Here is an 18,268-nt window from a genome sequence, read left to right as displayed (position 1 = left end):
CGGCCCCACCGACGAGTCCCGAAGGCACGCGGTGGTGATCACTCGAATCGGCGTGGCGGACTCCGCGTGTCGTGTGCGACGTCACGCGGCGCGGCCCGCGACTATGCGACCGAAGCGGCAGCGGGCAGGGCGGGGGTAGTGGTGCGGCGCGCCGCGTTGGCGCCCCGCACCACCAGCGGCAGCACCCATGCCGACGCGAGTTGGTCCAGGCTCATCGACCCGATGCCGAGCCGATTGTGGACGAAGCCGACCGACAGTCCCAGGCGGGGTTCGGCCCAGCCGAACGATCCGCCCAGACCGATGTGCCCGAAGCCCGCGTGGGCTCCCGGAACGGGCAGCGAGTGATAGCCCATGTGCCACATCATCGGGATGTAGAACAGTGCACGGTCGAGCCGGTAGCTCTCCACCTGCCGCATGGCCCTGATGGTTTCGGGCGAGAGGAAGCGGCGGCCCTGGTGCATGCCCCCGTTGGCGAGCGGGTCGTACACGGTGGCCAGGCCGGTCGCCGTGCAGACGCCGTTGCCCGCACCCAGTTCGGTGCGCAGGATGGGCGGTTCGTCGCCTTCCAGCAGCTGGTCCAGGCCGGGCAGGAACAGCGCGCGGGCGACCGCGCCGAGTGGACCGGGCAGCGAGTAGGCCCGGCCCAGCACCAGCGAGGCGTAGTTGGTGCCGACCGCCGACAGCTTGTTGCCGTGCAGCAGGGCGGCGCTGGTGCGCGACCCGGGCGGCGGGTTGCCCAGATGGATGCCCTCGGTGCCCAGCGGTTCGGCGACCTCGGTACGGAACAGCTCGGCCATGCCGCGGCCGGTGACCGCGCGGGCCAGGCCCGCCAGCAGCCAGCCGAAGGTGAGGGCGTGATAGGTCGGGATGCCCAGCAGATGATCGGGTTTGGCGGCGGCCAGGTGGTCTTCCATCATGCGGTGGTCGAGCACGTCGTCCAGGCCGCGGGCGATCTCGGGCAGCCCGTACAGCCCGGCCCGGTGGGACAGCACCTGCCGTACCGTGATCCGCCCCTTGCCGTTGGCGGCGAATTCCGGCCAGTAGCGGGCGACCGGGGCGTCGTAGTCGATGAGGCCGCGATCGGCGAGCCGGTGGATGACCGTGGCCGCAATGCCTTTGGTGGCGGAGAAGACGATCGCGCCGGTGTCGGCATCCCAGGGCCGGCGCGGCCCGGCCTCCCCGATCCAGATCTCGACCAGCGGTTCCCCGCGCAGGTGCACCGTGAGCGCACCCCCGGCGCCTGGGCGACCGCCGACCATCCGCGCGAAAGTGCGCACCAACGGACCGAATTCAGCGGCCGCGTAGCCGCCCACCGTGGCCGGCAGGTCCATGAGACCCGGCGGGGAAGCGTCATTGCTCACGAATTCCACGGTACGAGCGCCGGGTGACACCGGCAATGACGAAACGGAGAGAGTTACTCCCGTTGGCCCAGTGGTTATTCCGGGTGTCCGGGTAGTGACACCGGCGTTATCGGAGCGAGCCTTTCCGAGATCAGGGCGAGTTCCCGGGAGTGCCGGCGAGGGCTGCGTAGGCTGTCGCCATGCGAAGGGCGTGGTCGTTGGTTCCGGCGGTACTGCTCGTGATCGCCCTGGCGCTGACCGGGTGTTCGTCGTCGAAGCAGGAGGCCGCGCCCGCCGGCCTGACCGGGGACTGGCACGGAAGCATCGAGATTCCCGACCATCCGCTGGCCGTCGGGGTCAGCTTCACCGGTGGGGACCAGGCCACCATCGACATTCCCGCCCAGGGTGTCGAGGCCGCGCCGCTGAGCGGGGTGCAGAACGATGCCGACGGCGTGGCCTGGACCATCACCAAGATTCCGGGCAATCCGTCGTTCCAGGGCAAGTACGACAAGGGCTCCGACAGCATCCAGGGGCGGTTCAGCCAATCCGGCCAGACGTTTCCGCTGAACCTGACGCGCGGCAAGGTCGAGGGCCCGCCGCGCCCGCAGGAGCCGAAGCCGCCGTTCCCGTACAAGTCCGAGGACGTCAGCTTCCCCAGTGGGGACATCACCATCGCCGGGACGCTGACCGAGCCGAACACCGGCGGGCCGTTCCCGACGGTCGTGCTGATCAATGGCAGCGGGGCCAACGACCGCAATGAGGAACTGCTGGGTCACAAGCCGTTCCTGCTGCTGGCCGACACCCTGACCCGCGCGGGTTACGCGGTGCTGCGCACCGACAAGCGCGGCGTCGGCAAGACCGGCGGGCACCTGGACACCTCGACCTATCAGGATCTGACCGACGACATCGGCGCCGGAATGGCCTTCCTGCACGGGCGGCCGGAGATCGACGCCAAGCGGATCGGCCTGCTCGGGCACAGCGAGGGCGGGTATCTCGCGCCGCTGTACACCATGCGGCCGGACAGCGGAGTGGCGTTCGTGATCATGATGGCGGGGCCGGCGGTGCCGGGCTCGGATGTGCTGGTGGAACAGAATCGGCTGATCCTCACCGCGCAGGGGGCCACCGCGGAGCAGATCGCTCAGCAGGTGGCGTTCAACTCCACCCTGTCCACTCTGCTGCGCTCCGGGGATCTGGAGTCCGCCAAAACTTATGTGCGACAGCACAATGACAGCCTGCCCGCCGACAAGAAGCTGTCCGAGGCGCAGATCGACGAGCTGGTGACGCCGTACATGGCGGCGCTGGTCGGCTACGACCCGGCCCCGGCGCTGTCGGCACTGCGGGCGCCGGTGCTGGCCATTTACGGCAGCAAGGATCTCCAGGTGCCCGCGGCCCAGAACGAGGGCCCGGCGCGCACGCTGCTGGCCGCCGATCCGGATGCGACCGTGCACGTCTTCGACGGGCTCAATCACCTGATGCAGCCCGCCGACAAGGGCACGCCCGACGAGTACGCCAAGATCGAGACGACCATCGATCCGCAGGTGCTGACCTTCGTGACGGATTGGCTGACGCAGCGATTCCCCATCGCACACTGACCGATTCATCCTTGCCCGAAGCAGTGGCGTGCGCGCGATCCGGTTGCCAGAGTGGTGTCGTGGGAATCTACGAAGACCGGGTACTGCCCAGGCTGGTCGACCTGTGCTGCGGCTCGAAGCAGATGAACTCCGAGCGGCAGCGGGTCTGCGCCGGGCTGCACGGGCGCGTCGTCGAGATCGGGTTCGGATCCGGGCGCAATGTGCCGTTCTATCCCGATTCGGTGCGGTCGGTGAGCGCGGTCGAACCCGCCGACCTCGGGTGGCGAATGGCCGCCGGGCGGCTGGCCGCGGCGACGGTTCCGGTGGAACGGGCCGGCCTGGACGGGCAGGCCCTGCCGTTCGCGGACGACAGCTTCGATTCCGCGCTGTCGACGTGGACCCTGTGCACCATCCCGGATGTCGGGGCCGCGCTCGCCGAGGTGCGCCGGGTGCTGGCGCCCGGCGGCACTTTTCATTTCGTCGAGCACGGTCTCGCACCGGATGCCGGTGTCCAGAAGTGGCAGCACCGGTTCAACCCGGTGCAGAAGGCAGTGGCCGGTGGCTGCCACCTCGACCGCGATATTCGCGGGTTGATCGAGGCCGCAGGATTCGAGATCCGCGATATCGATCGGTATTACCAGCAGGGGCCGAAGCCCTGGGTTGCCTTCTCATTGGGCACCGCGGTAGCCGGGTGAGGAGCTACCGCGGTGACCCGCGTGAGAACTATTGCGGCCAGCCGCCGTACGGGACGGTGATCAACTCCATGTAGTGGCCGACGGGGTCGAGGAAATAGATCCCCCGGCCGCCGTCATTGTGGTTGATCTCGTTGACGCCCTGCTGACGCGGGTCGGCCCAGTAGGTCATGCCGTACCGCTTGATCTTGTCGTAGGCGGCGTCGAATTCTTCCTCGGAGACCAGGAAGGCGTAATGCTGCGGTTGCGGCTCGCCCTCGAAACCCGGTGGCAGATTGGCGAAGTCGAAGGTGACACCATTACCGACGGTAAGCGGAATGAACGGACCGTACGGCTTGCCCACCTCCACCCCGAGGATGTCCGCCCAGAATTCGGCGGAGACCCGATTGTCCGTGCACGCGACAATGGTGTGGTTGAACTGGATAGTGATAGGAATTCTCCTGTGTTCGTGACGATCCCGACCCTGGACCGGTACAAGTCGGCCGACAGGAGCATCGCCACGCCCACGACGGTAACCACCCGCCGCCGATTCCGCCAAGCGCCCTGTGCGAACCGTCACAGCTCGCAGCGGCCCCAGAAAATGGGGGCGGCTCAGGGCCGGCGGGGGGCGGAGTACTCCTGCTCCGGGCGGCCGGTGCTGCCGTAGCGCAGTTGCATGCGTAGGTCGCCGACGCCGACCAGGCTCGCGAGATAGCGCTGGGCGGTGGCGCGGGAGATGCCGATGGCGGCCGAGACCTGGGCTGCCGACATCGGAGTGTCGGCATTGCGGACCGCTTGCAGGACAAGGTCTTTCGTGGGTGAGGCGACGGTCGGTGGGCCGACGGCGACACCGGCGGGGGCGGCGACCGGGCGCAGCGCCGCCAGGGCGGCGTCCACATCGGCCGCGGTGACCTCCGGGGCGGCGAGCAGCCGCCGATATCGCGCGTACCCCGCCAGCCGGGCCGCGAGCACGGCATGGTCGAACGGCTTCACCAGGTAGCCGAGCGCCCCGGCCGACAGGGCGGCGCGCACGGTCTCCGATTCCGTTGCGGCGGTGAGCATCATGGCGTCAAACGGCATCTCGCGAACCAGGTCGATGCCGGAGCCGTCGGGCAGGTAGACGTCCACCAGGGCCAGATCGACAGGGGTCTCCGCCAGAGCGGCGCGCGCGGCGGCGAGCGTGTTCACGGTCGCCGACACCGCGAATCCCGGTAGCGCCGAGACGATTCCGGCATGCAGATTGGCCACCCGGAAGTCGTCGTCGACCACCAGCACGGTCAGCTCTCCTCGGCCCACGCCGCCTCCTCGTCCGTCAGCGCACCCGGCATCCGGGCAATGAACTCCGCTCCGCCCAAAGACTTCTCACCAGCGTCCGAACGGCTCCCGGTTACGCTCACGCCTCCCGGGTCGGCCAATCGCACATCCCCGCCCCGAGCCCGTGCCACCTGTCGCGACAGCGCCAAGCCCAGCCCCCGCCCACCCGGGCCACCGCCCGATTTCGTCGAAACCCCCTCGGCGAAGACCGAATCCAGCAATCCGGGCGCGATGCCCGCCCCATTGTCGGCGACCGCGATATGCAGGGTCCCGCCCTCCTGCACCAACTCCACCTCGACCACCGGCCCCTCGCCCTCGCCGACCGGATGCACGTCACCATCGACCCGAGCGCCGGAGGCGTTGATCGAGCCGGAATTCGCCGCCCGCCGAACGCTGCCACCCACGCTGTCACCACCGGAATCCAAGTCGGCAGCTGCCCCGGCAAAATCCGGATTCCGCTCGGACACAGCCGAACCCGCACCACCGCCGGCCGCGGCGGCGTCGATGGCGTTGTCGAGAAGATTTCCGAGGACGGTGGTGACATCGACGGGGGCGGCGAGGTTCGCGTCGACCCAGGTGTTGGGGCCGAGGCGGAGGTGGACGCCCTGTTCGCGGGCGTGGGCGGCCTTGGCGGAGAGGAAGGCCTGCAGGTAGGGGTCGCGGATGGTGTCGATGCCGGGGAGGGCCGCGCCGAGGGGGCCGGAGCCGAGGAGTTCTTCGATGTAGTGGGTGGCCTCGTCGGGGCGGCCGGTGTGGAGCAGGCCGCTGAGCAGGTGGAGGCGGTTGGCGAATTCGTGGCGCTGGGCGCGCAGGACGGTGCTCATGGTGGAGACGGCATCCAGTTGGCGGGTCAGCGATTCCACGTCGGTGCGGTCGCGGACGGAGAGGACCGCGCCGAGGGGTCGGGAGTCGCGGGTGACGGCGCGGGCGGTGACGACCACGATGCGGTCGCCGACGGCGGCTTGGACGGGTTGGCCATCCGCGGCCCGGAAGGCTTGCAGGACACGGGGAGTCAGGCCGATCGACTCGATATCGCTGCCCGGTTCCGGGTCGATGCCGAGCAGGCGGCAAGCCTCGTCATTGACGACGGTGACCCGGGATTTCGCGTCGGCGGCGACCACGCCCTCACCGATGCCGTGCAGGACGGCGTCCTGCTCGCGGACCAGATCCGCCAGATCGGAAGGCTCCAATCCCAGCGTCAACCCATGCCAGCGACGGGACAGCAACATTGATCCGGCGATGCCCGCGAGCAATGCGCCCCCGATCAGCAGTCCCGCGCGGCGTAGATCGCGCAGCAGCTGATCATGTACCGCCGCAGTGGAAATCCCCACGCTCACTTCCCCCACCACGCGGCCGCCGACGAGGCCGCCGCTCGGCTGCCCGTTCGGTGTCGGGCCGGCCGCCTGGGCACTCGGTGCACCGGTCGCCGGACCCGGGGCTCCCGGCGGCGAGGCCTGTGCGGTATCCGGCCGCAGGACAGGGACTTTGGCGCGGACCGATTCGCCCAATGTCCCGTGTTCCCGGATCACCACTTCGGCCCCGGCCAGCGCGCGCGAGGGGTCGGTGCTGACCAATTCGCCCAGTCGGGCATGGTCGGGGTGGGCAAGGCGGATGCCCGCGTCCTCGGTGATCACCACGAATAGCGCATCGGTGCGCAGGCGCGCGCTGTCGGCGATGTTCTCGAGCGTGCCCTCGGCGAGTTCCTGCTTCAGCGTGGGTCCAGCCGGTGACGGGCTGTCGGCGTACCGCGCGACGGCGGCACGGACCTGCGGGTCGGAGGCGACGGTGCGGGCGATGGCCAGAGCGCGCTGGCCGTACTCGCCGGAGAGGCGGTCGCCACTGACGTAGGCGAACACGCCGAAGGCCAGCCCGACGGTCAGGCCCACCACAGCGATCTGCAACAGCAGGATCTGGGTCCGGAGCCGGACGGAACGGGGGCCGAGCGAGAGCACGGGCGACAGTGTAGACAACCCCTCGCAACCACCTGAGCAGAATGCACAAAACGACCGAATCGCCGCTTGTGTGACTTGCGCGCACAACCGGGTGGAGTGTGACCCGGCCCACGTAGCTTCTGTCCAACGCCGCAGCGGCGGCATCGGAAACAGGAGCACTGATGAGCACAACGACCACTGAGCCCGGGCCGGGTCCCGCGCCTTTGATCGAATTGCGGGGCGCGACCAAGCGGTTCCCCGGCAACAACGGCGGCATCCACACCGCGGTGCGCGACCTGAACTTCACCGTCGCGGCCGGCGAATTCGTCGCCGTCGTCGGCCCGACCGGCTGCGGCAAGTCCACCACGCTGTCGCTGGTGTCCGGCCTGGAACCGGCCTCGGCGGGCCGGACCCTGGTGCGCGGCAAGGATGTTCGCGGTATTCCGGACGGTGTCGGCTACATGTTCCAGCAGGACGCCGTGCTGCCGTGGAAGTCGGTCATCGACAATGTGGCGCTGGGCCCGAAGCTGCGGGGCGTGTCCAGGGCCGAGGCCCGTGAGCGCGCTGCCCGCTGGGTTCGCACGGTCGGGCTGGCCGGGTTCGAGAACTACTACCCGCATCAGCTCTCGGGCGGCATGCGCAAGCGGGTGGCGCTGGCGCAGACGCTGGTCAACGATCCCGAGATCATCCTCATGGACGAGCCGTTCAGCGCGCTCGACGTGCAGACCCGCCAGCTCATGCAGGACGAACTGCTGCGTGTGTGGTCCGGCACCGACTCGGATGGCCGGGAAAAGGGCCGGGCGGCGGTCATCTTCGTGACCCACGATCTGGAAGAGGCCATCGCCCTGGCGGATCGGGTCGTCGTCATGACCGCGAGCCCCGCCACCGTGTGCGGCGACTTCGAGGTCACTCTGGACCGGCCGCGCAATGTCGAGGAGGTCCGCCTCACCGAGGAATTCCGCGACCTCTACAAGGAAATCTGGGAAACGCTGCGCGATCAGGTCGAGGCGGCCCGCACGAAGGGAGCGGCCCGTGTCGCTTGATGTCATGCCGCAGACCGCGGTCGCCGCAACGGAATTCGAGGTAGAGACCGAGGAGCAGATCCTGGCGCGGGTGCGGTCGCAGGCGCGCCGGAACAAGATCCGGACGTGGGGGCTGCGCGCGCTCATCGTGGCCCTGTGGCTGGGCGCGTGGGAGCTCACCGCCACCTACTGGATCGACCCGTTCTTCTACTCCAAGCCCACGCTGATCTGGAACCGGCTGGCCGAATGGTTCACCGAGGGAACGCAATTCGGCTCCATCTGGCTGCAGCTGTACACGACGGTGCAGGAGGCGGTGCTGGGCTTCGCCATCGGCACCATCGCGGGCATCGTGCTGGGTGTGCTGCTGGGCCGCTCCCGCTACTGGGCGGACGTGCTGGCCCCGTTCATCAAGGCGCTCAACGCGGTGCCGCGCATCGTGCTGGCGTCGCTGTTCATCATCTGGTTCGGCCTGGGACTGCAGTCCAAGGTGGCGACGGTCGTGGTGCTGGTGTTCTTCGCGGTGTTCTTCAACGCCTTCACCGGTGCGCGCGAGGTGGACGGCAATGTCATCAACAATGCCCGCATCCTGGGCGCGAGCCGCCGTCAGGTGCTGAGCTCCATCGTGCTGCCCAGCGCGACCACCTGGATCCTGTCCTCGCTGCACACCGCCTTCGGTTTCGCGCTGATCGGCGCGGTGGTCGGTGAGTACGCCGGCGCCGGCAAGGGCCTGGGCCTGCTGATCAGCAATGCGCAGGGCACCTTCGACGCGGCGGGCATCTACGCGGGCATGATCATCATCACCGTCGTCGCGCTGGTGGCGGAGTGGCTGATCGGGCTGGCGGAGAACCGGCTGCTGAAATGGCGGCCCTCGCAGGCCGCCTCGGGCCACGGGATCTGAGCCATGAAGTACCGCAAGCACATTGCCGTGGTCCTGCTGGCGATCAGTGCGCTGCTGCTGGTGACGGGCTGCCGCGATTCGCGCCGCATTCCGACCGAGAACGGGCGGCCGCAGATCACCATCATGGTGGGCGGGCTGGAGAAGGTCATCTACCTGCCGGCCATGCTCACCGAGAAGCTGGGCTTCTTCGAGGCGAATGACATCGATGTGCACCTGCTGGGCGAGCAGTCCGGCGCGACGGCCGAGACCGCACTGCTCACCGGCGACGTCCAGGCCGTGGTCGGTTTCTACGACCACACCATCGATCTGCAGGCCAAGGACCAGTGCCTGAAGACGGTCGTGCAGTTCGCCGACGTGCCCGGTGAGGTCGAGCTGGTGTCGAAGCAGGACGCCGACGCCATCAAGTCCCCGGCGGACTTCAAGGGCCGCAATCTGGGCGTGACGTCGCTGGGCTCGTCGACCGACTTCCTCACTCAGGCGCTGGCCGGGCAGGCCGGTCTGCGGACCTCCGACTACACCCGGGTGAAAGTCGGTGCGGGACAGACCTTCATCGCGGGCATGAACCACAACGGCATCGACGCGGGCATGACCACCGACCCGACCGTCGCCAAGATGGTCACCTCCGGCGACGCCAGGGTGCTGGTCGACATGCGCAACGAGCAGGGCACCCGCGCGGCGCTCGGCGGCCTCTACCCCGCCGCCTCGCTTTACATGCGCTGCGAGACCGTGGCCGGCCACCCGGACATCGTGCAGAAGCTGGCGAACTCGTTCGTCCAGACCCTGCAGTGGATCAAGACCCACTCCCCCGAGGAGATCGCCGCCACGATGCCCGGCCAGTACGCGGGCGGGGATCCGAAGCTCTACGTCAAGTCCATCGCCGACTCGATCAGCATGTTCAACGGCGACGGCCTGATGAAACCCGAAGGCGCGCAGAACGTCCTGCGCATTCTCGGCCAGTACTCGCGCAATGTCGCACCGGTGCGGGAGCGCATCGACCTCGACGCGACCTACACCAACGAGTTCGTGGAGAAGGCCCCGGGCGCTCGCAAACCCTGACCGGCCCACGTGGAACCGCACATCGAATGAGGGGTGTGCGGTTTCGCGCTATTCCGGGACGGCGACCACGGGACGGCGGGAGCGGCGCACGGCGTCGACGGTGAAGATGGCCAGCGCCAGCCAGATCAGCGCGAACCCCGCCCAGCGGGACGCGGGCATGGGCTCGTGCCCCACCGCCACACCCCAGGCCAGCTGCAGTCCGGGCGTGAGGTACTGCAGAATTCCCATGGTGGACAACGGCACTCGCGGGGCCGCCAGCGCGAACAGCACCAGTGGCACGAGGGTGACCGGACCGGTCAGCATGAGCAATCCGGTATGCGGAAGTGAGGAACCGAAGGTCGCGTTGCCGGTCACCGCGATCACGATCACCGCGATCAGCGCGAACGGCGCGGCCGCCAATCCCTCTGCCGCCAGGCCGGGTAGCGCGTCGAGCCGAATCACCTTCTTGACCAGCCCATAGGTGGCGAAGGAACAGGCCAGGATCAACGCGATCCACGGCGGCCGGCCGTAATCGATGGTCAGCACGATCACCGCCGTGGCCCCCAGCCCCAGCGCGACCCACTGCGGAGCCCGCAGCCGCTCCCGGAAGATGATGACCCCGAATGCCACCGTCACCAGCGGATTGATGAAGTACCCCAGCGCACACTCCACCACGTGATGCGAGATCACGCCGTAGACGTACGCGCCCCAGTTCATCGAGATCGCCGCCGACGCCACGGCCGCCAGCCGCCAGGTCCGCGCATCGATCCGCCGCAGCTCCCCCAGCCGCCCGGCGAGCGTCATCACCAGCAGCGAGACCACCAGCGTCCAGAGAATCCGCTCGACCAGGACCTCCCCCGCGCTCGCGAAGGACAGCAGTCCGAAGAAGGCCGGGAACAGTCCCCAGATGAAATACGCCCCGATGCCGAAGGCGATGCCCGCGTCCCGGGCGCCCTCGTGTCCCGTCGGCTGATCCCGCCGCGTCGTCGTATCGATCGCTGCGTCCGAGTTCCCAGGTCCTTCCGCCACCCAAATACGTTAGCCCGCGCAACAAACGTCACGACAGCGAATACATGGGATGATCCTCACACACCCATCCCGCGCGACGGGCAGCTACGGGCGAGTTTCTTTGATCGCCCTTTACTGTGGAGGGCATGTCGATTACTGCGCAGGCAGCTAGTCCACCCAGCCCACCCGCGCTGGGGCTCACCTCCGCCGAGGTGGAGCAGCGGCGGCGGGACGGACTGACCAACGACGTGCCGGAGCGGGCCAGCCGGTCCGTCAAGGACATCGTCAAGGCGAATGTGTTCACCCGGATCAATGCGATCCTCGGTGTGCTCTTCATCCTGGTGCTGGCCACCGGTTCGCTCATCGACGGCATGTTCGGGCTGCTGATCATCGCCAACAGCGCGGTCGGCATCATCCAGGAGCTCCGGGCCAAGAACACCCTCGACAAGCTGGCCATCGTCGGGCAGGCCAAGCCCGTGGTACGCCGCGAGGGCATCGCCGGCGCCGTCGTGCCGCAGGAGATCGTGCTCGACGACATCATCGAACTCGGTCCCGGCGACCAGATCGTCGTCGACGGCGAGGTGATCGAGACCGAACTGCTCGAGGTCGACGAGTCACTGCTCACCGGTGAGGCCGACCCCATCGACAAAACCCTTGGCGCGCATATCATGTCGGGCAGCTTCGTGGTGTCGGGCAGCGGCGCCTACCGGGCCACCAAGGTCGGCAAGGACGCCTACGCCGCCAAGCTCGCCGACGAGGCCAGCAAGTTCACGCTGGTCAAGTCGGAGCTGCGCAGCGGCATCGACACCATCCTGAAAGTCATTACCTACCTGCTGATTCCGGCGGGCCTGCTGTCCATCTACAACCAGCTGTTCTCCTCCAAGGAATCCTGGCGACCCGCCGTCAACGGCATGGTGGCCGCGCTGGTGCCCATGGTGCCCGAGGGCCTGGTACTGATGACCTCCATCGCCTTCGCGGTCGGCGTGGTCCGGCTCGGTGCGCGCAAGTGCCTGGTGCAGGAGCTGCCCGCCATCGAGGGGCTGGCCCGGGTGGACGTGGTGTGTGCGGACAAGACCGGCACCCTCACCGAGAACGGCATGCGGCTCGCGGAAGTCCGTCCGGTGAACGACATTCCGGAGGCGACACTGCGCGAGGTACTCGCCGCGCTGGCCGCCGACGACCCGCGGCCCAATGCCAGCGTGCAGGCCATCAAGGAAGCACTGCCGGGCGCGCCCGGCTGGGACTCCACCGGAGTCGCGCCGTTCTCCTCCGCCAAGAAGTGGAGCGGCATGTCCTACGGCGAGCACGGCAACTGGCTGATGGGTGCGCCGGACGTGCTGCTGGACCCGGACTCCGAGATCGCCGACACCGCACAGGACATCGGGGCCAAGGGGCTGCGCGTCCTGCTGCTGGCCCGCAGCGATCGGCCGGTGGACGCGCCCGACGCGCCCGGGCAGGTCACCCCGGCCGCGCTGGTGGTGCTCGAGCAGAAGGTGCGCCCCGACGCCAAGGGGACGCTGGAATACTTCGCCTCCCAGCATGTTTCGGCCAAGGTCATTTCCGGCGACAATGCGGTGTCGGTCGGCGCGGTGGCGTCGTCGCTGGGGTTGCCCGGGGGCAACGACCCGGTCGATGCCCGCACGCTTCCGACCGATCAGAACGAGCTGGCGGACGTGCTGGAGCACAAGACCGTGTTCGGCCGCGTCCGGCCGGATCAGAAGCGCGCCATGGTCGGTGCCCTGCAGTCGCGCGGCCACACCGTCGCCATGACCGGCGACGGCGTCAACGACGTCCTCGCCCTCAAGGACGCCGATATCGGCGTCGCCATGGGCTCGGGCAGCCCGGCCACCCGCGCGGTGGCGCAGATCGTGCTGCTGGACAACAAGTTCGCGACCCTGCCCTACGTCGTGGGCGAGGGCCGCCGGGTGATCGGCAATATCGAGCGGGTCTCCAACCTGTTCCTCACCAAGACCGTCTACTCGGTGGTGCTGGCGTTCCTGGTCGGCATCGCGGGCATCGGGTCGCAGATCTTCAGCTACAAGGCCATCGGCTACCCGTTCCTGCCCCGCCACGTGACGATCGCCGCCTGGTTCACCATCGGCATCCCGGCCTTCATCCTCTCGCTGGCCCCCAACAACGAGCGCGCCCGCACCGGATTCGTCGGCCGCGTCATGCGATTGGCGGTCCCGTCGGGTGTCGTGATCGGCGTGATGACCTTCATCTCGTACCTGATCGCCTACAAGGGGCCCGACGTCAGCGAGACCGCGAAGATCCAGGCCGGCACCACCGCCCTGATCACGCTGCTGATCATCGCGGTGTGGGTGCTGGCCATCGTCGCCCGCCCGTGGAACTGGTGGAAGATCCTGCTGGTGGCGGGTTCCATCGCCGGATACCTGATCCTGTTCGCGGTGCCGTTCACCCGCCACTTCTTCAAACTGGACCCGTCCAACATCGCGCTGACGACGTTGGCCATCGTGTGCGGCGGAATCGGCATCGTCCTGGTCGAGGTTGCGTGGTGGCTCAGCGCCAAGTACCTCGGCGAATCGCCCCACACGCCGGTACCGGCGGACGAAGACGCCTGATCCACAAGCCGTTTCGAGCCGGGGCCGTGTCGCGTACCCCGGCTCGAATCATGTTCAGCGCGAGCGCATGTGGAGCGTGTCAGCGGCCTGGACCTGCGGTGATGGTCGAATTGTTGCATGGTTTGGCTCGCCGTGAGTGGTGCCGTCCTGGGCAGTAATTGAATTCGCAGGTACCTTGAGCGCCATGGAGGTCTTGCTGCATCAGCTCGACGCATTCGCCGACGCGCCGTTCTCGGGCAATCCCGCCGCGGTCATGCCGCTGCTGTCCTGGCTGCCGGACGAACTGCTGCAGCGGCTGGCCGAGGAGAACAACCTCGCCGAGACGGCCTTCTACACCTCGGTGCTGCCGGCGGAAGCGGGTGCGCCGCCGGACAACTCGCCCGCCTTCCATCTGCGGTGGTTCACGCCGACGGTGGAGGTGGACCTGTGCGGGCATGCCACCATGGCCGCGGCCGCGCAGATCCTGGACGACATGCATCCGGGGGCGGATCGGGTCCACTTCTATACGCGCAGCGGGTGGTTGCGGGTGGATCGGGACCGGGACGATCTGGTGCTCGACCTGCCATCGGTGTCATCGGTGGAAATCGATGTGCACGACGAACTTCCGCATCAGCTGGCGCAGGCGCTGGGGGTGCGGCCGCTGCGCGCGTTCGAGGGGACCGACGTGGTGCTGGTCGTCACCGCCGAACACGAAGTGCGCGAATCCCGTCCGAACTTCTCGGCCTTTCCCGAATTGAACCGCGCCGCCATTCTCACCGCGACCGGCGACGACGTCGACTTCGTGTCCCGGGTCTTCGCGCCCGGCCAGGGCATTCCCGAGGATCCGGTCACCGGGTCGGCGCACGCCCAGCTCACCCCGCTGTGGAGTCGCGAACTCGGGCGCACCATCCTCACCGCCCGCCAGCTGTCCCGGCGCGGCGGGGCTCTGCGCTGCGCCCTCACCGGCGACCGGGTGCGCCTCACCGGCCGCTGCCGCCGCTACCTCGATGGAGTAGTCCGCCTGCCGGACTGAGCAATTCAGCGCTCGGTGACCTGCCGGGTGAGGGCGTTCAGGTCCGTGGTGCGGTAGCCCGGGTAGCCGTGCAGCAGCTCCAGCCATTCGGCGGGGACGGCCGACGCGCCCCAGCGGGCGCCGAGCAGACCGCCCGCGATGGCCGCCGTGGTGTCGGTGTCGCCGCCCGCGCGCACCGCGAGTTCCAGCGCGGCGGACAGGGTTTCGGCGTGTGTAATGGCCCACCAGGCTGTCTGCAGGGCGTGCACCACCCAGCCGTTCTTGGGGAAGTCGACGGGGCTGCCGGTTTCGGCCTTGTCCAGCAACGGTTCCCAGAAGCCGGTGTCCACCTGGGACAGCGCCTCACGCAGGCCGTCATAGGTGCCGAACAGGATGGCGTGGCGGATGGCCAGGGTCCAGAGCTTGCACGCCTGCATGGCCTGCATGTCGTAGTGGGTCAGTGAACTGACGAGTTTGGCTGCCTTGCCGCACTTCTCGGCATCGTCGAGATAGGCGAGCGCGACCGGGGCGGTCCGCATGAGCGAACCATTGCCCGCCGTCAGGCCGGTCAGATCGTGGGCGCGCATCTGCATGGCGCGCCCGGTCCGGTCACGCCACTGCAGCACCTCACGGGTCTGGTTGCCGATGTCCTTGGGTCCGGAGTCCCACCACACGACGAATTCGGCCGCGACCGCGTCCAGCCCCTCCGGGCTGCAGAGGTCCCCCACCCGCGCGGCCGCCCGCGCCACCGCGACCGCCATGGCCGTGTCGTCGGTCCACTCACCCGGCGCCCACCCGAACGCGCCACCGCCCCGCATTCGGATCTCGGCGTCCGGACCGGGCACGGTGAACTCGTAGCCCGCCCCCAGCGCGTCTCCGGCCGCGGTCCCCAGCAGTACCCCGGCGGCTCGGTCGGCCTGTTCCGGCGTCAATTCCATGTGCGCTCGCCTCTTCCGCTCCGATGCGTCCACATCGATCTATCACGACGTTACCCACCGCGTGGGCACGCCGAACCGGGCAGCCGCCGTCTTTACGGGTTCTGCACTAGGCTCGGGGACACTCCCGTGCAGCGTCGCCGCCGCAGTTGTTCCGTGCACTCCCGCTCCGTTACTCGGATGGAGGTTCTGCCGATGAACCAGGTCGCCGATCCCACTGTGACCGCGGCACACCCGTCGGCCACGCCACTCGTCCCCGTTCCCGACTCCGGCCACATCTTCGACGTCACCCGCCGACTGGGCACCGTCGACATGGACGAGAACCAGTACCTGCGCATCGACGGCACCGCCCGCCACCTCCAGGACGCCGGCGTCGACCACCTCGCCCACATCGGAGCCCTCGAATCGCATCCGCACTGGATCGTGCGCCGCACCGTCATCGATGTACTCCGCCCCATCACCTGGCCCACCCAGCTGCGCATCCGCCGCTGGTGCTCGGGCATCTCCCCACGCTGGTGCACCATGCGGGTCCGTATCGACTCCGACACCGGCGGCCTGATCGAAACCGAAGGCTTCTGGATCCACATGAATAAGGAGACGATGAGCCCGTCCCGGGTGGCCGACGAATTCTTCGAGCTCATGAGCACCACCACCGACGAGCACCGGCTGCGCTGGCGGCAATGGCTCGACGAACCCCAGCCGCCCACGCCCGCCACCCGTTTCCCCCTGCGCCGCACCGACACCGACCACTTTCAGCACATCACCAACACGGCCTACTGGCACGCTGTCCACGAATTCACCGCCGACGCAACGGATCTCGTCCGGAGACCGCACCGTTTCATCCTCGAATACAACAAGCCCATCCGCTACGGCGAAACCTTGGACATCCATACCGCCCGCACGCCGGACGCCCTCACCCTCTGGTTCTCCGTCGACCATGGCACCCGGGCCATCGCCCAACTCCGCCCCGTCGCATCCTGATCGCCCCGGGCCGATGATTGCGACGGTCTCGGCCCGTCTCGACTCGTATCAGCCCACCGAGGAGGAACGATGCTCGCAGATCCGGTATCGGCAGAGGACCTGAACATCTATGGCAAGGCCGAGCTGCCCTGGGACCGCGTCCAGAAGGCGATCGACGCATGGATCGGGCTGCCCGAGACCCCCCAATTCCTCGGCACCGTCAGCCCATCCGGCAAGCCGAGCTCAGCAGGGATCGGCGGCATCGAAGCCGACGGCCACATCTACTTCACCAGCGGGCCCGCCAGCAAGAAGTCACGCAACCTGGCCACCAACCCGTTCTGCACACTGTCCATCCGATTCCCGGACGTCGATCTCGTACTGTCCGGGGCAGCGCACCGGATCATCGACCCCGCCGAACTCGATCGCGTCACCGCCGTCTACCGCGCCGGCGGCTGGCCCGCAGAACGATCCGGCGACGCGATCACCGCACCCTACAGCGCCCAGAGCGCCGGACCCGCCCCCTGGCACCTCTACCGCCTCACCATCCACACCGCAGTAGGCGTGGCCCTGACCGACCCCCACGGCGCCACCCGCTGGCACTTCGCCCACTGACCGCCATCAACCCGCAAGGGCGAGCCCAGGATTCGACAATCCGCCCCATCGCGTAGCCCCACCCCTTCACCCAGACCGCCGGTCCCGACCGCGGGCCAACACTGAATTCGGACATTTTGACGCTCAGCAGTGACGTCCGACTCCTCCGGACGTGACCGTCCCGCACCCACAAACCCGAAAGACAAAGAGCCAAAAGACAAAACGCAGTAATGATGTGGGTGAACCCGCGACGGTCGTCCTGACTCGAAAAGATGCAGGAAAAAGAGGGGGTGTCCCATGTTCGTTGTCAAGTCGCGGGTCGGGCGTTCTGGCTGGTGAGGGTGTTGGACGAAGCTGGTTGTCGGTAGCGTGATTTGGGTGTCGACGAAGGCTGAACGGCAAGCTGCCCGCCGCATGGTGGCTGCGTATCACGAGGCGCAGCTCGGTGTGCTGATCGAGCATGTCGGCCGGGCGGTGGACCGTTTTCGGACTGGTGAGCGGGATGCGTTCGAGGTCGACGCGGTGATCCATCAGTTCCATCGGGCGGCCCGGCAGTTGTGGTCGTTCTGCGCCCTGTCCGGCACGCAGATGGAATCGACCGCGCACTTGATTCAGCGCATGGCTGATGACGGCGACCCCATCGATTGGTGGCAGCGCGGCGCGTCGCCCAACGCCCGCAGTGCAAAGGATCCGGACGCCTGATCCGGCCGCTGGTGTGGCAGCTGCGGGGTTGCGGTAGGGCCGTCTGGCTTTGAGTACGGATAGAGAACGTCGCAACGGCGATGGGCTAGGCAGACGAGGGCGGCGTTGTGCATTTTGCCTCCGACGCGTTTGCGGTCCTGGTAGGCGCGGCTGACTGGGTCGTGCAGGGCGGCAAACGCTGACAGGAACAGCGTGCGTTTGAGTTTGTGATTGCCGGAGCGGGCGGGATGTTCACCGCGGATGGATCTGCCGGAGCGGTGGGCGACCGGGGCGATGCCGGCGTAGGCGGCCAGATCGCCGGCGATGGAGAACGCCGTGCCGTCGCCGAGTTCGAGCAGAGTGCGGGCTCGGGTCCTGACTCCGACGCCGAGCATCGAGGCTGGGACCTTGGCGAGAGGGTGCGCATCGAGCATCCTCTCGATGTCGGTCGCGATGAGTTGTCATTGCACCAAAACCGATTTCAGTGAATCGGCGAGTCTCACAACCTCGGCGGCCTCACTGCCCGGGCGGCGACTGGCCGCGTGGGCAGCGCGGCCAGGATCACCTCGACCAGTCGGGCACCCATGCTGGGTGCATGCTTGATTGCGACGGCGGTGAGTTCGCGTTTTCCTGCGGCACGGATGCCCTTCGGGGCACACTTGCCCGTCACTGCGCACACCAGCAGGACACGAGCAGCCGGGAATCACGCCACCCGCGCACCCCACCTCCAACAACTGG

Annotated in this window: 16 protein-coding genes and 1 pseudogene; 10 read left to right on the top strand and 7 right to left on the bottom strand. The window is 68.2% G+C overall.

Annotation, left to right across the window (positions count from 1 at the left end; translation table 11 throughout):
* Window positions 1–101: 101 nt before the first annotated feature.
* Entirely contained in the window at window positions 102–1,361 is a 1,260-nt protein-coding gene (locus ACFXKA_RS25025) for a serine hydrolase domain-containing protein (RefSeq protein WP_354842908.1), read from the bottom strand.
* A 179-nt stretch (window positions 1,362–1,540) separates the two neighbouring features.
* On the opposite strand from ACFXKA_RS25025, the gene ACFXKA_RS25020 reads away from it, so the two are divergent.
* Window positions 1,541–2,932: an alpha/beta fold hydrolase gene (locus ACFXKA_RS25020; protein ID WP_379429113.1), complete on the top strand. Its 1,392-nt coding sequence runs from the start codon at window positions 1,541–1,543 to the stop codon at window positions 2,930–2,932.
* Between the two features lie 59 nt (window positions 2,933–2,991).
* Window positions 2,992–3,606: a class I SAM-dependent methyltransferase gene (locus tag ACFXKA_RS25015; RefSeq protein WP_379429112.1), complete on the top strand. Its 615-nt coding sequence runs from the start codon at window positions 2,992–2,994 to the stop codon at window positions 3,604–3,606.
* A gap of 28 nt (window positions 3,607–3,634) precedes the next feature.
* Here the strand turns inward: ACFXKA_RS25015 and ACFXKA_RS25010 are convergent, their stop codons facing one another.
* The 3 genes from ACFXKA_RS25010 to ACFXKA_RS25000 all read right to left on the bottom strand — a co-directional run bounded on the left by ACFXKA_RS25010 (window position 3,635) and on the right by ACFXKA_RS25000 (window position 6,848).
* Window positions 3,635–4,033: a VOC family protein gene (locus ACFXKA_RS25010; RefSeq protein WP_354843214.1), complete on the bottom strand. Its 399-nt coding sequence runs from the start codon at window positions 4,031–4,033 to the stop codon at window positions 3,635–3,637.
* 161 nt (window positions 4,034–4,194) lie between these two features.
* Window positions 4,195–4,878, bottom strand: a complete 684-nt coding sequence (locus ACFXKA_RS25005) for a response regulator (protein WP_379429111.1) — start codon at window positions 4,876–4,878, stop codon at window positions 4,195–4,197.
* Window positions 4,860–6,848 (bottom strand): ATP-binding protein, encoded by a 1,989-nt coding sequence (locus ACFXKA_RS25000; protein ID WP_379429110.1) that lies wholly within the window; start codon window positions 6,846–6,848, stop codon window positions 4,860–4,862. Before ACFXKA_RS25000 ends, ACFXKA_RS25005 begins: the two co-directional genes overlap by 19 nt.
* A 161-nt stretch (window positions 6,849–7,009) precedes the next feature.
* Between ACFXKA_RS25000 and ACFXKA_RS24995 the strand changes: the two genes are divergently transcribed.
* Genes ACFXKA_RS24995 through ACFXKA_RS24985 form a run of 3 tightly spaced genes read left to right on the top strand, consistent with a single transcriptional unit; the run spans window position 7,010 to window position 9,803 of the window.
* Window positions 7,010–7,870: an ABC transporter ATP-binding protein gene (locus tag ACFXKA_RS24995; RefSeq protein WP_354842920.1), complete on the top strand. Its 861-nt coding sequence runs from the start codon at window positions 7,010–7,012 to the stop codon at window positions 7,868–7,870.
* Window positions 7,860–8,747, top strand: a complete 888-nt coding sequence (locus ACFXKA_RS24990) for an ABC transporter permease (RefSeq protein WP_379429109.1) — start codon at window positions 7,860–7,862, stop codon at window positions 8,745–8,747. Before ACFXKA_RS24995 ends, ACFXKA_RS24990 begins: the two co-directional genes overlap by 11 nt.
* A gap of 3 nt (window positions 8,748–8,750) precedes the next feature.
* Window positions 8,751–9,803, top strand: coding sequence for an ABC transporter substrate-binding protein (locus tag ACFXKA_RS24985; RefSeq protein WP_379429108.1), 1,053 nt, complete (start codon window positions 8,751–8,753; stop codon window positions 9,801–9,803).
* Window positions 9,804–9,851: 48 nt separating this feature from the next.
* Here ACFXKA_RS24985 and rarD read toward each other — a convergent pair whose 3' ends face one another.
* Window positions 9,852–10,778: an EamA family transporter RarD gene (rarD, locus tag ACFXKA_RS24980; protein WP_379429149.1), complete on the bottom strand. Its 927-nt coding sequence runs from the start codon at window positions 10,776–10,778 to the stop codon at window positions 9,852–9,854.
* A gap of 158 nt (window positions 10,779–10,936) precedes the next feature.
* Between rarD and ACFXKA_RS24975 the strand changes: the two genes are divergently transcribed.
* A complete protein-coding gene (locus ACFXKA_RS24975; protein WP_354842928.1) occupies window positions 10,937–13,372 on the top strand; it encodes a cation-translocating P-type ATPase in 2,436 nt (811 codons plus the stop codon).
* Between the two features lie 184 nt (window positions 13,373–13,556).
* Window positions 13,557–14,384 (top strand): PhzF family phenazine biosynthesis protein, encoded by an 828-nt coding sequence (locus ACFXKA_RS24970; protein WP_379429107.1) that lies wholly within the window; start codon window positions 13,557–13,559, stop codon window positions 14,382–14,384.
* Between the two features lie 5 nt (window positions 14,385–14,389).
* Here the strand turns inward: ACFXKA_RS24970 and ACFXKA_RS24965 are convergent, their stop codons facing one another.
* Window positions 14,390–15,301, bottom strand: coding sequence for an ADP-ribosylglycohydrolase family protein (locus ACFXKA_RS24965; RefSeq protein ID WP_379429106.1), 912 nt, complete (start codon window positions 15,299–15,301; stop codon window positions 14,390–14,392).
* Window positions 15,302–15,493: 192 nt separating this feature from the next.
* Here ACFXKA_RS24965 and ACFXKA_RS24960 point away from each other — a divergent pair, with 192 nt between their 5' ends.
* The 3 genes from ACFXKA_RS24960 to ACFXKA_RS24950 all read left to right on the top strand — a co-directional run bounded on the left by ACFXKA_RS24960 (window position 15,494) and on the right by ACFXKA_RS24950 (window position 17,551).
* A complete protein-coding gene (locus tag ACFXKA_RS24960) occupies window positions 15,494–16,279 on the top strand; it encodes an acyl-[acyl-carrier-protein] thioesterase (RefSeq protein ID WP_379429105.1) in 786 nt (261 codons plus the stop codon).
* A 69-nt stretch (window positions 16,280–16,348) separates the two neighbouring features.
* The gene (locus ACFXKA_RS24955; protein WP_379429104.1) at window positions 16,349–16,870 is read left to right on the top strand and encodes a pyridoxamine 5'-phosphate oxidase family protein; all 522 of its coding nucleotides are present in this window, start codon (window positions 16,349–16,351) and stop codon (window positions 16,868–16,870) included.
* Between the two features lie 357 nt (window positions 16,871–17,227).
* Window positions 17,228–17,551, top strand: a complete 324-nt coding sequence (locus ACFXKA_RS24950; RefSeq protein ID WP_379429103.1) for a hypothetical protein — start codon at window positions 17,228–17,230, stop codon at window positions 17,549–17,551.
* 3 nt (window positions 17,552–17,554) lie between these two features.
* Here ACFXKA_RS24950 and ACFXKA_RS24945 read toward each other — a convergent pair.
* Window positions 17,555–18,185: pseudogene (locus ACFXKA_RS24945) on the bottom strand (transposase); the annotation flags it as partial.
* Between the last annotated feature and the right edge of the window lie 83 nt (window positions 18,186–18,268).

Origin of the sequence: Nocardia sp. NPDC059228 (genome assembly GCF_042754245.1) — a bacterium.
Classification (GTDB): domain Bacteria; phylum Actinomycetota; class Actinomycetes; order Mycobacteriales; family Mycobacteriaceae; genus Nocardia.
This window is presented reverse-complemented; position numbering and strand designations above follow the sequence as displayed.